The sequence below is a fragment of the Streptomyces sulphureus DSM 40104 genome (genome assembly GCF_000381025.1).
In the GTDB taxonomy this organism is placed as follows: domain Bacteria; phylum Actinomycetota; class Actinomycetes; order Streptomycetales; family Streptomycetaceae; genus Streptomyces; species Streptomyces sulphureus.
The window spans coordinates 226,345-240,671 of record NZ_KB905813.1 but is presented as its reverse complement, the minus strand read 5'-3'; the positions used below and the strand labels follow the sequence as shown (position 1 = coordinate 240,671).

Here is a 14,327-nt window from a genome sequence, read left to right as displayed (position 1 = left end):
GTCGCTTCTGCGTGGCAGCATCCGACCCATGTTCGGTGAGCAGCGGGCGGACGACGAGAACGGGCCGGCGGGAACCGGCGGCCCGGAAGCAGCCGAGGGCGGACGGACGGAATCGACGGCCGAGCGCCGGGCGTACGCCGGCGGGGTCCCGTCCCCGACGCTCCGGCGCAGGCTGCTGCTGTGGGGGTTGCCCGCGCTCGGCGCCGCCGTCCTCCTCCCCGCGGCCACCGCGGCGACGGCGCTGCGCCTCTCCTACGCGGGCGACCTCCCCGCAGGGGCGCACACGCGCGGACGCGACGCCGTCTGGCTGGGCCACGCCTGGGTCGACGGCCGCAAGGGCGCCGAGGACCTGGCCCGCCTCGGGCGCCGCATCGAGGGCACCGGCGTGCGCGATCTCTACGTGCACACAGGACCGTTGGAGCACGACGGCACGCTCGACGCGAGCCGTGCCCCACGGACTCCGTGGCTGCTCGGCGCCGTCCGCAAGAAGCTGCCGGGGGTCCGTGTGCAGGCGTGGCTCGGCGACGTCCTCGTCTACGACGAGGCCGGCGAGCGCGCGGGGAAGGGGCTGCGCCTCGCCAACCCGGCCTCGCGGCGCGCGGTGGTGGCGAGCGCGCGGCAGGTGATGCGGGCGGGGTTCGACGGCGTCCACTTCGACCTGGAGCAGATGCACTCGGGCAACGAGGACTTCCTGCGCCTTCTCGATCGGCTCGGCCCCGTGGTCTCCGGCGCGGGCGGCGTGCTCTCCGTAGCAGCGCACCAGATCGACCCGCTACCCGAGGCACACCGGGTTCTGGGTGCGGTGAGCGGTCGGGGCAAGTACTGGTCGCAGGGGTACTTCGGGGAGGTCGCACGGCGGGTCGACCAGATCGCGATGATGTCGTACGACACCTGGATGCAGACGGAGAGCCACTACGGCGGACTCGTCGCGCATCTCACGGAGTTGGCCCTGGAGGCGACGCCGCGCGGGACCGATCTCCTGATGGGGCTGCCCTTCTTCCACACCGACAACCTCGCCCACCGCGCCTCTGCGGAGACCGTGCCGGCCGCGGTGCGCGGTATCCGGCTGGGCCTCGGCCGCGGGGACGTGCGGCGCAGGCGGTTCGGTACGGCGGCGTACGTGGATTTCGCCGCCGACGAAGCCGACTGGACTGCCTACCGCAGGAGTTGGTGCGAAGTCGCAGGGAGGAAACCCCCATAATGGCGAGGGATCGGATGTCTGGGCGGTCGGGGGAAGGACGGCGCTGTGGCGGTCACCGACGAGGCGATCGAGAAGATCCGCGGCATGATCGTCTCCGGGGCGCTCAGGCCCGGTGACCGCTTGCCCAAGGAGAGTGTGCTCGCAGGCGAGTTGGGCCTCTCCCGCAGCTCGCTGCGGGAGGCGGTGCGCGCACTCTCGCTCGTGCGCGTCCTCGACGTGCGCCAGGGCGACGGCACGTACGTCACCAGCCTCGACCCCCGACTGCTGCTCGAGGCGCTGGGGTCGGTCGTGGAGCTCCAGCGGGACGGCGCCGTGCTCGACTACCTCGCGGTGCGGCGCATCCTGGAGCCGGCCGCGACCGCGCTCGCCGGCTCCAGGATAGGCAGGGACGAACTCGACGCCCTACAGGCGCGCTTGGAGTCGCTGGGTGGGGACTCCGCCGTCGAGCAGCTCGTCGAGGCGGACCTGGAGTTCCACCGCCGCACCAACGCCGCCTGCGGCAACCCGGTGCTCCGCTCGCTGCTCGACGCGCTCGCGGCGCCGGCGACACGGGCCCGGGTGTGGCGCGGCCTCGCCCGGGAGCACGCCGTCGGCCGTGCGCTCGACGAGCACCGGCAGATCCTCGCGGCGCTGCGGGACGGCGACGCCGAGGCGGCGCGCTCCTGGTCGACCGTGCACCTCGCCGGTGTCGAGCGGCGGCTCCGCTCGACACCGTGAGGGGCCCCGACTCCCCCGCTGTCGGAGGCAGTTCGGCTCACGCGCCCTTCCACACCGGCGTGCGCTTCTCGGCGAAGGCACGCGGTCCCTCCTCCGCGTCGGTTGAGCGCAACATGGCGTCGTAGCGCGGAAGTTCGCCGCTGCGCATCCGCGTGAACCCGGCTTCCACGTCCAACGCCTCGGTCTCCCTGAGGACTTCCTTGACGGCGGCGAGCGCAAGCGGTGCGCCCTGCGCGAGCTCCCCGGCCAGGGCCACCGCGCGTTCCAGGACGGCCCCCGGCTCCGCCACCTCGTTGACGAGGCCCCAGCGAGCGGCCTCCGTCGCGCTGAGGCGCTTCCCGGTGAGCAGCAGCTCCGTCGCCACCGCCCGCGGGAGGCGCCTCGGCAACCTGAGCACCCCGCCGGAGTCGGCGATCATGCCGATCCGCACCTCGGGGAGCGCGAACTCGGCGTGCGGTGCGGCGACGATCAGGTCGGCGGCGAGGGCGAGTTCGAAGCCGCCGCCGAAGGCGAGGCCGCCCACGGCGGCGATCACCGGCTTGTCGAGCCGGTGCAGCTCGGTGAGCCCGGCGAAGCCGCCGGGACCGTGGTCGGCGTCGATCGCCTCGCCCTCGGCTGCGGCCTTCAGGTCCCATCCGGCCGAGAAGAACCGGTCGCCGGCGCCCGTGATCACGGCCGCCCGCAGCCCCGGGTCCTCCTGCAACCGTGTGAACTGCGCATGGAGCGCGCGGCTGGTGCTGGTGTCGATGGCGTTCGCCTTCGGCCGGTCGAGGGTGACGACGAGGACGCCGTCCTGCTCCTCGCTGCGGACCGCCTCGTGGGCCGCGTCCGTTGTGCTCTGCATTCTCTCCTCCTGGTCGGTTTCTGTGAGGCCGCCCGACGCATCGGCGGCGCGCGTCAGGCGGTTCGCCCGTCCTGCTCCCCGTGTGCGTAGGGCGGTTGGCGGCGCACGAGGACGTCCGCTGCGACCGCTCCTTCGCCTTCGGGGAGTACCAGCAGCGGATTGACGTCGAGTTCGGCAACGTCGTCGTGGTCCGCGGCGTAGGCGGCCACGGCCTCGACCGCCGCGACGGCCGCCCGCACATCGCCCGCCGGCCTGCCGCGTACACCGCGGAGCACGGGCCACAGCCGGAGCGAGGAGAGCGCCGCCTCGATCTCCTCACGCCCGGTGGGGAGCAGCAACGTCGCGGTGTCCGCGGCGACTTCGACGAGGACGCCGCCGGCCCCGAGGGTCAGCGCCGTACCGAAGACCGGGTCCCTGTGCACCCCCACGAGGAGTTCGGCGACGGCGTCCGGCACCATCCGCTCCACGAGAAAGCGGTCGGCGAGCGCGGACATCTCCCCCACCGCGCACGCCACTTCGTCCTCGGTCCGCAGCCCCAGCCGCACGCCTCCCGCCTCACTCTTGTGCGCGAGCCCAGGGGCGAGCGCCTTGACGACGACGGGGAAACCGACCTCGTATGCCGCGGCGGCTGCCTCCGCCCGTCCCGCCACGACACCGTGCGGCACGGCGACGCCGTACCGGGCGAGCGCCGACTTGCCCGCGTGCTCGTCGGCCAACTCACCCTGCTCGGACGACCGTCGGGGCGCCGGGGGCAACGGCGCCGCCAGCGGGCTTCCGTCCTCCTCCGCCGTGTGCAGCCGGGACCGCGCGACGCCGATCGACCGCGCCGCCGCTATCGCCCGCAGACAGTCGGAGAGCCCCTGCATCGGTGCGACGCCCGCGGCGAGAAGGCGGCGGGACTCCTCCTCCGGCAGGCCCTCGGGGAGCGAACTCGCCACGCAGCAGCGGGAGTCGGTGGCCTCGCGTGCCGCCGTGAAGGCGTCGAGCGTCGTGGCCCAGGGGTCGCCCTCGGGTGCCCGGGTGCGCGGCATGTCGAGGAGGAGGACGTTCATGTCGTGCTCGCCGCCGGTGAGCGTCGTGAAGCAGGCGCGCTGGGCCTCGAAGTCGCCCCATATGTAGGCGTGGTAGTCGAGCGGGTTGCTGATGTGGACGTGTTCGCCGAGGAGTTCGGCCATCGTCGCGGCCTGCTCCTCGCCGAGCGGCGGCAGTTCGACGCCGTGCCGCGCGGCGGTGTCGGCCATCAGCGCGGCCTCGCCTCCGGAACAACTCGCCGAGGTGATGCCGGCGCGCCCGTCCTCGCCCGCGCCCGGGCCCTCCAACGGGCCGTGCACGTGCAGGAGTTTGAGCGTCTCGACGAAGGCGGGGACGTCGCGCACCCTCGCCACGCCCGTCCGTGCGAAGAGCGCGTCGCACAGGACGTCGGAGCCGGCGAGGGAGCTGGTGTGGCTGAGGGCGGCGCGGGCACCGAGCTCGGAGGTGCCCGTCTTCAACGCGACGACGGGCACCCCGCGGCGCAGCGCGGAGCGTGCGGCGCGGGAGAACTCGGCGGCGTCCGAGATCCCTTCGAGGTGGAGCCCGATCGCCGTGACGCGCGGGTCGGCGGAGAGGTGGTCGATGAGCTGCGGCACGCCCGTCACCGCACCGTTGCCGTTCGTGACCACGTAGGCGAGGGGAAGCGCGCGGCGCTGCATGGTGACGTTCTGCCCGATGTTGCCGCTCTGGGTGATGAGCGCGACTCCGCTGGAGACCCGCTCGCCGCCGTGCCGGTCGGCCCAGAGCGCCGTGCCGTCGAGGTAGTTGAGGATGCCGATGCAGTTGGGGCCGATCACGGGCATGCCGCCGGCCGCACGCCGCAACTCGGCCGTACGGCGTGCCCCTTCGGCGCCCTCCTCGGCGAACCCGGAGGCGTGGCAGACGGCACCGCCCGCGCCCCGCGCGGCGAGTTCGGCGACGACGTCCACCGTCCGGTCCGCGGGAACCGCCACGAAGGCGGCGTCGGGCGGCTCGGGCAGCTCGTCGGTGGTGCGGTAGCACGGCAGCCCCTCGATCTCCTGCCGGCGCGGGTTGACCGGCCACAGCTCGCCCTCGTAGCCGACGGCCCGGCACTGCCGTACGGCCTCGGCGACGGCCGCGCCGCCGTAGAGCGCGAGGTGCCGCGGGCGCAGCAGGCGTGCGAGGCCCGTCTCTTCTGCGCCCCGCATCAGGCGCCCAACGGGCGCAGCAGCGAACGGGAGATGATGTGGCGCTGGATCTCGCTGGTGCCGTCCCAGATCCGCTCGACGCGCGCGTCGCGCCAGTACCGCTCGATCGGCAGCTCCGCCATGAGGCCCATGCCGCCGAAGGTCTGGAGCGCCTGGTCGGCGATGCGCCCGAGCGCCTCGGAGGCGTAGAGCTTCGCCATCGCCGCGTCCCTGTCCGTCATGCCGCCGTTGTCCTGCTTCCAGGCGGCGCGCAGCGTCAGCAGCTCCGCCGCCTCCAGCTCCGTCGCCATGTCGGCGAGCGGGAATGCGACGCCTTGGAAGCGCCCGACCGGGCGCCCGAACTGCTCGCGCTCCGCGGCCCATTGGAGCGTGAGGTCGAGGATGCGCCGGGCTCGCCCGACGCTCGTCGCGGCGACCTGGAGCCGGCTCGCGCCGAGCCACTCGCCCATGAGCGCGAAGCCGCCGCCCTCCTCGCCGAGCCGCTGGGACACCGGTATCCGGCAGCCGGTGAAGGCGAGCTCGCACTGGTGGTAGCCGCGGTGCGAGACGCAGTCGGAGCCTCGCCGCACCTCGACGCCCGGCGCGTCGAGGTCCACGAGGAAGGCGGTGATGAGGCTCTTCGGCCCGTGCGCCGTCTCCTCGCTCCCCGTCGCGGCGAAGACGACGGCGAAGTCCGCCATGTCGGCGTGCGAGATGAAGTGCTTGGTGCCGTCGAGTACGTACGCGTCACCGCTGCGTACGGCGCTGGCGCGCATCGAGCGGATGTCCGAGCCCGCGCCCGGCTCGGTCATGGCGAGGCAGTCGTGGCGCTCGCCGCGCACCGCGGGCAGCAGGTAGCGCTCGCGCTGCTCGCCCTCGCATGCCTGGAGGATGTTGCTGGGGCGGGCGACGAGGGACTGGAGCGCGAAGCTCGTCTTCCCCAGCTCCCTTTCCACCAGCGTCATGCTGACCGCGTCGAGCCCGCCGCCGCCGATCTCCTCGGGCATGTTGGCGGCGTAGAGCCCCGCAGCGAGTGCCTTCTCCCGGATGGAGCGGGCGAGTTGGTCGGGCACCTCGTCGAGCCGCTCCACCTCGTCGGCGTGCGGGTCGAGTTCGGCGGTGACGAAGGCGGAGACCGTCTCCGCGATGAGGCGTTGCTCGTCGGTGAGTGCGAAGTCCACTGGGTGCTCCCTCAGTTGGTGCGGCTGCGGCGGATGCCCATGGGCCTGCCCGCGGCTTCCGGCGCGGGCAGGGCGGAGTGGGCGGCGCGGACGGCGTCGAGCCTGCGGAGCAGCTCGTCCGGGAGCGCGGTGGCGCGTCCCGCCGCCACGTCGACGTGGAGCAGCATCTGTTCGGCCGTGGCGAGCACGGTGTCCTCGGTTTCGTTCCGCATCTCGTGGAAGACGTGGAGGCGTTTCGCGTCGTGGTCGAGGAGGCGGAGGGTGACGACGAGGGGGTCGCCGACGACGGCCTCGCGCAGGTTCCGCAGGTGCGTCTCGACCGTGTAGAGCGAGTGCCCCGCCGCCCGGTACTCCTCGCCGACTCCGAGGTAGCGGAAGAAGGCGTCGGAGTTGTCGCCGAAGACGAGCAGGTAGCACGACTCGCTCATGTGCCCGTTGTAGTCGGCCCATTGGGGCCGCACCGGCGTGCGGTGGAGGGCGAGCGGCGTCGGCACAGGGGCGCCGTCGTCCCAAGGGCGCACGCCCGTCCCCTCGTACGGCGTGGTTACTCGGCGCGGGCTGGCTTCCATGGGTTCACCTGTGACGTGATGCGGGGTTGGCGGGCATTTGCTCTGCACAATGTGCGGCAGTTGTTCGTAGTGCGCGACAATAGGAGCGGGCGCTTCCGCACGTCAAGGCGTGCGATCCGGCCGCCGCCCGCGGCGACTACGCTTCCGGGGCGACAGAGCGAGACAGCGGAGGCACAGGAATGGACGTGGCGGAGGAAGCGGCGACCGAGGCGAAAGGCCGGCCGGGCGGCGGCAGGGTGCAGTCGCTGGAGCGGGCGATCGCCCTGCTCAATGCCGTTTCGGCGAGCGCCCCCGAAGGACGCAGCGTCGCGGAGCTCGCCGAGGTGTGCGACCTCAACCGCGCCACCGCCTGGCGCCTCCTCGCCACGCTGGAACACCACGCACTCGTCGAGCGCGACCCCGCCGCCAACCGGTACACGATCGGCCCCGCGGTGAGCCGCATGGCGTCGACCGCCGGCGTAGAGGGGCTGGTGCGGCGCTCGCACGACGTGTTGCAGCGCCTCTGCGAGACGACCGGCGAGACCGCGAACCTCGCCGTGGCCCAGGGCGGGGGCGGCATCACGTACGTCGACGAGGTGGTACCGCCCGCCGTGCTCACCGCCCGCTGGCTCGGCCGCGAGGTCCCCATCCACGCGACGTCGGCCGGCAAGGCGCTCCTCGCATGGGAGCCTCGCGCCGAGGTCGAGGCGCTCCTCTCCCGTCGGCTCGCCGGGTACACCGCAACGACGCAGACCGACCGCGAGGCGCTCTACGCCGAGTTGGCCGCGGTGCGGGAGCGCGGGTACGGCATCAGCGTCGGCGAGCTGGAGGCGCAGCTCAACGGGGTCGCCGCGCCGGTGCTGGACGCCGGCGGGCGGCCGGTCGCCGTGGTCTGCGTCTGGGGGCCGCACGACCGGGTGCCTGAGAGCCGGTTCGCCGAACTCGGGCCCCAGGCGCAGGAGGCGGCGGCCGAGATCCGCCGCCGCCTCGCTCCGGGCGCCGCCGCGCCGCTCGCCCGCTGAGCCGGGCGGCGCGTCGACTCGCCCGCCCGTACGGGGAGTCGGCGGCTCCCTGACGCCGACTCGGCCGAATCCGCGGCTATGTGGCCCCACTGCCTCCGGGCGCGTCAGGTCTCAGCCGCACGCCCTGCATGCCGCCGTCGACGGCGAGCGATTCGCCCGTGACGGAGGCCGCGTCAGGGCCCGCCAAGTAGGCGACGGCGCGGGCGACTTCGGCCGCCCGCACCAGCCGACCCGCCGGCTGCCTGGCCTCCGGCGCCGCCCGCCCGGCCGCCGGGTCCGCCGCCCGGTCGAGGAGGCGGCCGACCCAAGGCGTGTCCGCGGTACCGGGGTTGACGCAGTTGACGCGGACTCCCTCGCGGATGTGGTCGGCCGCCATCGCCAACGTGAGCGAGAGCACCGCACCCTTGCTCGCCGCGTAGAGCGCCCGCTGCGGCAGCCCTGCGGTGGCCGCGATGGAGCAGGTGTGCGTGATGGAGACCCGCCCGGGACGGTCCGCCGCGCAGCGCCGGAGGTGCGGAAGCGCGGCCCGGTCGGTACGGACGAGGCCGAGGAGGTTGACGTCGAGCACGCGCCGCCACTCCTCGTCGTCGTTCTCCTCGACCGTACCGACGGCGCCGACGCCCGCGTTGCCCACGACGGTGTGCAGCCCGCCGAACTCGGCGGCTGCCCGGTCCACGGCACGGCGCACCGCGTCCTCGTCGGTCACGTCCGCCTCCAGCGCCAGCGCTCCCGGCGGCGCGCCGCCGGGCTCCGCGTCGAGGACGGCGACGTCGGCGCCCCGAGCGAGGAGGAGGCGTGCCGTCGCGGCGCCGATACCGGACCCGCCGCCGGTGACGAGCGCCGCCGTGCCCGCGAAGTCGGGTGCCTCAGCGGTGGGTTCGGCCGCCGTTGTGGGGAACGTCATGCGGGCGCCTCCTGCCTGTCGCACGGTGCGGGACGGTCGGTGACACGGGTCGCCGCGGCGATCGGGCAGACGCCGTGGGCGCGCAACTCGGGTCCGGGCACGGACGGTTGCGGCGTGTGCACCATGCGGCGTAGCGGCGGGAGCGGTGGCGCCGCGGAGGCGTGGGGGCGGTCAGAGGTGGGGAAGCGGATGTCGCGGACCTCGATGGGTGTCAAGCTGCACATCGGACCTCTGGTCATAGGTCCGATGTATAGCCGCGCCGACACGAACCGTCGAGAGGTGTGCACGGAACGGACCGGATGCGTGCGGGGGCTGCGGCAGCACCCCGCTCACGCCGTAGGCTGGGCGGGCACGCAAGGAGAACGGTCTCCGGTGCCGGGGCCGAGTGCCTCGCACTGGACGGAAGGAGGCGCTGGGTGATCGAGCTCGAGAACGTTCCCGAGCTGGTCGACCCGGTCATGGTGGCCGCGTTCGAAGGCTGGAACGACGCCGGCGACGCCGCCTCCAGTGCGGTCGCGCACCTGGAACGGGAGTGGAAGGGCGAGGTCTTCGCGGCGCTCGACGCCGAGGACTACTACGACTTCCAGGTCAATCGGCCGCACGTCTGGCTCGACGAGGGCGTCCGCCGGGTTACCTGGCCCACGACGCGGCTCTCCGTGGTCCGCGTCGGGGAGTCCTCGGGCGGGCGTCCGCGCGACCTCGTCCTCGTGAGGGGCATCGAGCCGAGCATGCGCTGGCGCACCTTCTGCAACGAACTCCTCGGCTTCGCCCACGAGTTGGGCGTGGAGATGGTCGTCGTGATGGGCGCCCTCCTCGGCGACACCCCGCACACCCGCCCCGTCCCCGTGACGGGTCTCACCTCCGACGCCGACCTCGCGCGCACGCTGAGTCTGGAGGAGACGAAGTACGAGGGACCGACGGGCATCGTCGGCATCCTCCAGGAGGCGTGCACCCACGCGGGCGTCCCGGCCGCGAGCCTGTGGGCCGCCGTCCCGCACTACGTCTCGCAGCCGCCCAACCCCAAGGCCGCGCTCGCCCTGCTCAACCGCCTCGAGGACCTGATCAAGGTCGACATGCCGCTCGGCGACCTCCCCGAGGACGCCAGGGCCTGGCAGCTCGGTGTCGACCAACTCGCCGCCGAGGACAGCGAGGTGGCCGAGTACGTGCAGTCGCTGGAGGAAGCGCGGGACACGGCCGAACTCCCCGAGGCGTCAGGGGAGGCGATCGCCAAGGAGTTCGAGCGCTACCTGCGCCACCGGGACGACGACCCCGGCGAGAGCGCCCCCCGTGGCAAGAGCAGAGAGAGCCACAGACCGCGCCCGGGCGAAAAGGAGCCCAGCGCCTCCACCGGTGACCCGGACACCGCGGCCACCGACGAGGAGAGCGACGACGAGAGCAGCGAGGCGCGCAGGGACCGCGGCGGCCGCGACCGCCCCGACGAGGAGGGCGAGGGCGGCTGACAGCGCCCAACGGCCCGTCCTCGCCGGTGAGTCGGGCCGGGTGCCGCGTCAGTAGTCCTCCGCGGTCTCCCGCGGGACGGTGCTCCCCCGCGGGCGGAAGCGCTTGAGGTGGAACTGGCGGGAGAGGCGGATCAGCGGACGGATCAGGAGCTCCACGCTGCCGGCGAGGAAGCAGAACGTGCCCGTCGTCGTCCAGGCTTCGGAGAAGAACATGATGCTGCCGAGGATGAACCACACGGCGATGAGCACGTCGTTGCAGATGCTCGCCGCCTCGTAGCGGCGGCGGACGATCAACTCCGCGTGCCCCAGCGAGAAGACGAGTGCCTGCTTGTGCGGAGCCCGGCCGTCCGCCGACCCTTCCTGCTTCGGCCCCTCGGGCTTCGGTTCCGTCCCCGCCATCTGCGCCTCCCGGCAGTCGCCTCCGAGCCGGACAGGCGTACCACGGTCGGAGCCGCGGCACGGCGTTCGGCACGCCGCGGACCGCGGCGCGCACCTGCGCGGAGGCGCACGGCAGAAGACCGTGCCCTCCGCGCCGACGCTCAGAGCGAGACGCCGAGCAGCGCGTCCACGGTGCGCGAGACGAGGCCGGGGGCGCCGGTGTCGCTGCCGCCCGAGGCTTCCTGCTCGGCCGCCCAGCGGTCGACGGCCGCGAGCGCCGCCGGGGTGTCGAGATCGTCGGCGAGGGCCGCGCGCACCTCGTCGAGCATCCCCTCGGCCGCGGGCCCGTCGGGGCGGGAGACGGCCGAACGCCAGCGTGCCAGGCGCGCGTTGGCCTCCTGGAGCACGGCGTCCGTGTACTCCCAGTCCGAGCGGTAGTGGTGCGCGAGGAGGGCGAGCCGTATCGCCGACGGGTCGACGCCGTCCTGCCGCAGCTTCGAGACGAAGACGAGGTTCCCCTTCGACTTCGACATCTTCTCGCCGTCGAGCCCGACCATCCCCGCGTGCACGTACGACTTCGCGAAGGGGTACTCGGCGGTGAGCACCTGCGCGTGCGAGGCGCCCATCTCGTGGTGCGGGAAGGCGAGGTCGCTGCCGCCGCCCTGCACGTCGAAGCCCATCCCCAGGTAGTGCAGTGCGATTGCGACGCACTCTATGTGCCACCCGGGTCGGCCGGGCCCGAGCGAGCCGCCGTCCCAGTGCGGATCGCCCTCGCGGGCCGCCATCCAGACGATCGGGTCGAGCGGGTTCTTCTTGCCGGGGCGGTCCGGGTCGCCCCCGCGCTCGGCGGAGAGCAGACGCATCGTTTCCGCGTCGAGGCGGGAGACCTCGCCGAAGTGGGTGTCGGCCGAGACGGAGAAGTAGACGTCGCCTTCGATCTCGTACGTGGCGCCGGCGTCCCTCAGCCGCTCGACCATGGGGACGATCCACGGGATCGCCTCGACGGCGCCGACGAAGTGCTCGGGCGGCAGCATCCGCAGCGCCGTCATGTCGTCCCGGAAGAGCGCCGTCTCGCGCTCGGCGAGCGCGGCCCAGTCCTCGCCCGTCTCGACCGCGCGCGCGATGAGCGGGTCGTCGACGTCGGTGACGTTCTGGATGTACTGAACCTGCCGCCCGGTGTCGAGCCACACGCGCTGCACGAGGTCGAAGGCGTTGTAGGTCGCCGCGTGCCCCAGGTGCGTGGCGTCGTAGGGGGTGATGCCGCAGACGTACATACGGGCGACGGGACCGGGGGTGAGGGCGACCCGTCCTCCCGTCGAAGTGTCGTGGAGTGCGAGGTCGCGGCCCTGCCCAGGCAGGACGGGGACCTCGGAAGCGGGCCAGGCATGCATGGTGGAGAGCCTAACCCGGGCGCGGCGTTCGCATACCGACGGGAGCGGTCCGGCCTGCGCCGATGGCCTGATCCGCGCTCTTGCGCAGGCGGCTTTCCGCGCTACACCGGGGGCCAGGGAATCGCCGGCCAGTCGCCGCTCGGCAGCGGGTGGCGGCCCGAGGCGCGGAGCGCAGCGACGCGTTTGCGCACCGCCTCGACCTCGGCCGCGGTGAGCAGACCGGCGAGGCGTCGTGCGAGCGGCCCGTCCTCGGCGAGCTGCGCGGCGAGGGTGCCGAGGACCGCCACGGCCTCGGAGGTGAGCTCCTCGCCGCCCCAACCCCACAGCAGGGTGCGGAGCTTGTCGTCGGTGTGGAAGGTGACGCCGTGGTCGATGGCGTAGAGCCGGCCGCGGTGGCGGAGGAGGTGGCCGCCCTTGCGGTCGGCGTTGTTGAGGACGGCGTCGAGGACCGCGAGGCGGCGCAGCTCGGGGTGGTCGGCGTGGACGAGGAGCGCCGTGCGGCCCTCGCCGACGTCGGCGAAGCCGACGGCCTTCCAGCCCTCCTCCGGCTCCTGGGAGTCGACGAGGGCGAGGAACGGCTGCGCGTCCTCGTCCGCGTCGTCGGTCGCGTCGTCGTCCGGGTCCGCCGCGTCGTCCGCCGTCGGCGGTGTGCCGACCCACGCCTGGCACATGCCCCTGCCGTACGGCCCCTCGCGGAGCACCGTCGCGGGGACCAGGGGCCAGCCGCCCGCGCTCGCCACCTCGAAGGCGGCGACCTCGCGGGAGGCCAGGTCGCCTTCGGGGAAGTCCCAGAGCGGGCGCTCCCCCTCGACCGGCTTGTAGACGCAGGGCAGCAGCGCCCCCTCGTGTGCGACGGAGCCGAAGAGGACGGCGTTGGAGGCGTCCGGGATGCGCCCGTGCACGGTCAACTCGCCCTGTGCCAGCGCCGTACGGACGCGCTCGGAGGACGGGTCCTCCACCGGGTCGAGGCGCGGCGGAGGCTGCGGCTCCGCAGCGGCGCCGGGTTCCGAGTCGCTCATTCGCCCCTGCGGTATCCGTTCTGGCGCGGGCACACGTGCCCCTCGGGATCGAGCGGGAGGCTGCACAGCGGGCACGGCGGACGCCCCGCGTTGACCACCTCCATCGCGCGCTTGGCGAAGGCGCGTGCCATCGTCCCGCTGAGGCGGACCCGGAGCATCGGGGGGCCGTTCTCGTCGTCCTGGAGCAGCCGCTCCTCCTCGTCGGCGAGGTCCTCTTCCGAGTCGGCGGCGAGCTCCACGACGGCCTGCGCCTCGACGACCATGCACTCGCCGTCGCCGTCCCAGGCGAGGGCCATCGTGCCGACCCGGAACTCCTCCTCGATCGGCGCCTCCAGCGGGGCCGTGTCGTCGATCTCCGAGGGGGCCACGGCCGGTACGGGAGCGTTGCCGCCGGAGCGGCGCACGACCTCGTCGAGGAGTTCGTCGATCCGCTCGGCCAGCGCCTCCACCTGTGCCTTCTCCAGGGCCACGCTGGTGGTGCGGCCGGCCGCTGTGGCCTGGAGGAAGAAGGTGCGACGGCCAGGCAACCCGACCGTCCCGGCGACGAACCGGTCCGGCGGGTCGTAAAGGAACACCTGACGGGACACTCTCGCTCCGTTGACGTCGACGGATGGTTGGCTCGGACTTCCGCGGGCGCCGTGGCGCCCGCGGTCACTGCACCCTACTGCGGGTGCCGATCATCCCCACTACGCACCGCCCCCGACCGGCGCGACGCCGCGCTCCCCCGTCTCGGTGTCGGACGCCGAGGCCGGTCCCGCCACGAGCGAACCCAACTCGCCCGTCTCGCCGAGGCGCAGCAGGAAGGGGCGGTGCTCGGTGTAGCGGATCGCCGTGACCGAGCAGGGGGCGACGGCGATGCGCTGGAAGAGGTCGAAGTGCATCCCGAGGGCGTCGGCGACGATCGACTTGATGATGTCGCCGTGCGAGCACATCAGGAAGGCGGCCTCGGGGCCGTGCTCGCGCTCGACCGACGCGTCCCACTCACGGGCCGCGTCGACGGAGCGCTGCTGCATGGCGCGCATCGACTCGCCGCCGGGGAAGGCGGCGGCCGACGGGTGCTGCTGGACCGTCGTCATCAGCGGCTCGCCCGTGAGCTCGGCGAGGGGGCGGCCGCTCCACTCGCCGTAGTCGCACTCGCTGATCCGCTCCTCGGTGGCGGCCCGCAGCTCGGGGCGCTCGCGCAGGAGCGGCGCGAGCGTCTCCCCGCAGCGCTGCAGCGGGCTGCTCACGACGGCCGCGAGCGGGAGCCCGGCGAGCCGCGCCGGGAGCGCGGCGGCCTGCGCGGCGCCCTCGGCGTCGAGCGCGACGCCCGGCGAGCGGCCGGCGAGCAGTCCGGAGGTGTTCGCCGTCGACCTGCCGTGGCGTACGAGGAGAAGCGTGGCCATGAGCCCAACCCTAGACGAGCCCGCCGACAGCCCGTCGGCCGCGGGGAGCCGGCCGCCCGGCATGACGAACACCTCCCGGCACGCAGGTTGTACGAGG

Annotated in this window: 15 protein-coding genes; 4 read left to right on the top strand and 11 right to left on the bottom strand. The window is 73.7% G+C overall.

All coding sequences use genetic code 11. The features are described 5' to 3' along the window. Nucleotides 1-28 precede the first annotated feature (28 nt). Both F603_RS0101045 and F603_RS0101040 read left to right on the top strand, forming a co-directional pair. Nucleotides 29-1,201: a glycoside hydrolase family 18 protein gene (locus F603_RS0101045; protein WP_019544165.1), complete on the top strand. Its 1,173-nt coding sequence runs from the start codon at nt 29-31 to the stop codon at nt 1,199-1,201. 45 nt (nt 1,202-1,246) lie between these two features. Beyond that, a complete protein-coding gene (locus tag F603_RS0101040; protein ID WP_019544164.1) occupies nt 1,247-1,918 on the top strand; it encodes a FadR/GntR family transcriptional regulator in 672 nt (223 codons plus the stop codon). A 37-nt stretch (nt 1,919-1,955) separates the two neighbouring features. On the opposite strand, the gene F603_RS0101035 is transcribed toward F603_RS0101040, so the two are convergent. The 4 genes from F603_RS0101035 to F603_RS0101020 are packed head-to-tail and all read right to left on the bottom strand — an operon-like array spanning nt 1,956 to nt 6,692. Next, on the bottom strand, nt 1,956-2,762 hold the full coding sequence (locus F603_RS0101035; RefSeq protein ID WP_019544163.1) for an enoyl-CoA hydratase-related protein: 807 nt from the start codon (nt 2,760-2,762) through the stop codon (nt 1,956-1,958). 53 nt (nt 2,763-2,815) lie between these two features. Beyond that, nucleotides 2,816-4,963: an acetate--CoA ligase family protein gene (locus F603_RS0101030; protein WP_019544162.1), complete on the bottom strand. Its 2,148-nt coding sequence runs from the start codon at nt 4,961-4,963 to the stop codon at nt 2,816-2,818. Then, the gene (locus tag F603_RS0101025) at nt 4,963-6,123 is read right to left on the bottom strand and encodes an acyl-CoA dehydrogenase family protein (RefSeq protein WP_019544161.1); all 1,161 of its coding nucleotides are present in this window, start codon (nt 6,121-6,123) and stop codon (nt 4,963-4,965) included. Before F603_RS0101025 ends, F603_RS0101030 begins: the two co-directional genes overlap by 1 nt. Before the next feature lie 11 nt (nt 6,124-6,134). Beyond that, nucleotides 6,135-6,692 (bottom strand): thioesterase family protein, encoded by a 558-nt coding sequence (locus F603_RS0101020; RefSeq protein ID WP_026328038.1) that lies wholly within the window; start codon nt 6,690-6,692, stop codon nt 6,135-6,137. A gap of 179 nt (nt 6,693-6,871) precedes the next feature. Between F603_RS0101020 and F603_RS0101015 the strand changes: the two genes are divergently transcribed. Continuing rightward, complete coding sequence (locus F603_RS0101015) at nt 6,872-7,693, top strand: IclR family transcriptional regulator (protein WP_019544159.1); 822 nt, start codon at nt 6,872-6,874, stop codon at nt 7,691-7,693. 76 nt (nt 7,694-7,769) lie between these two features. Here the strand turns inward: F603_RS0101015 and F603_RS0101010 are convergent, their stop codons facing one another. Both F603_RS0101010 and F603_RS0101005 read right to left on the bottom strand, forming a co-directional pair. Continuing rightward, nucleotides 7,770-8,597 (bottom strand): SDR family NAD(P)-dependent oxidoreductase, encoded by an 828-nt coding sequence (locus tag F603_RS0101010; protein ID WP_019544158.1) that lies wholly within the window; start codon nt 8,595-8,597, stop codon nt 7,770-7,772. Then, a complete protein-coding gene (locus tag F603_RS0101005; protein WP_158678589.1) occupies nt 8,594-8,812 on the bottom strand; it encodes a hypothetical protein in 219 nt (72 codons plus the stop codon). The genes F603_RS0101010 and F603_RS0101005 overlap by 4 nt, the downstream gene beginning before the upstream one ends. 201 nt (nt 8,813-9,013) lie before the next feature. On the opposite strand from F603_RS0101005, the gene F603_RS0101000 reads away from it, so the two are divergent. Further along, a complete protein-coding gene (locus F603_RS0101000) occupies nt 9,014-10,057 on the top strand; it encodes a PAC2 family protein (RefSeq protein WP_019544156.1) in 1,044 nt (347 codons plus the stop codon). Nucleotides 10,058-10,105: 48 nt separating this feature from the next. Here F603_RS0101000 and F603_RS31360 read toward each other — a convergent pair whose 3' ends face one another. From F603_RS31360 to F603_RS0100975, 5 genes are all read right to left on the bottom strand, one after another. Further along, complete coding sequence (locus F603_RS31360; RefSeq protein WP_019544155.1) at nt 10,106-10,456, bottom strand: YrhK family protein; 351 nt, start codon at nt 10,454-10,456, stop codon at nt 10,106-10,108. Nucleotides 10,457-10,596: 140 nt separating this feature from the next. Next, a complete protein-coding gene (gene mshC / locus F603_RS0100990) occupies nt 10,597-11,826 on the bottom strand; it encodes a cysteine--1-D-myo-inosityl 2-amino-2-deoxy-alpha-D-glucopyranoside ligase (RefSeq protein ID WP_026328037.1) in 1,230 nt (409 codons plus the stop codon). A gap of 101 nt (nt 11,827-11,927) precedes the next feature. Further along, nucleotides 11,928-12,845, bottom strand: coding sequence for an SCO1664 family protein (locus F603_RS0100985; protein ID WP_019544153.1), 918 nt, complete (start codon nt 12,843-12,845; stop codon nt 11,928-11,930). After that, complete coding sequence (locus F603_RS0100980; RefSeq protein WP_078503484.1) at nt 12,842-13,432, bottom strand: DUF3090 domain-containing protein; 591 nt, start codon at nt 13,430-13,432, stop codon at nt 12,842-12,844. The genes F603_RS0100985 and F603_RS0100980 overlap by 4 nt, the downstream gene beginning before the upstream one ends. A gap of 99 nt (nt 13,433-13,531) precedes the next feature. Next, a complete protein-coding gene (locus F603_RS0100975) occupies nt 13,532-14,230 on the bottom strand; it encodes an MSMEG_4193 family putative phosphomutase (RefSeq protein ID WP_019544151.1) in 699 nt (232 codons plus the stop codon). Nucleotides 14,231-14,327 lie beyond the last annotated feature (97 nt).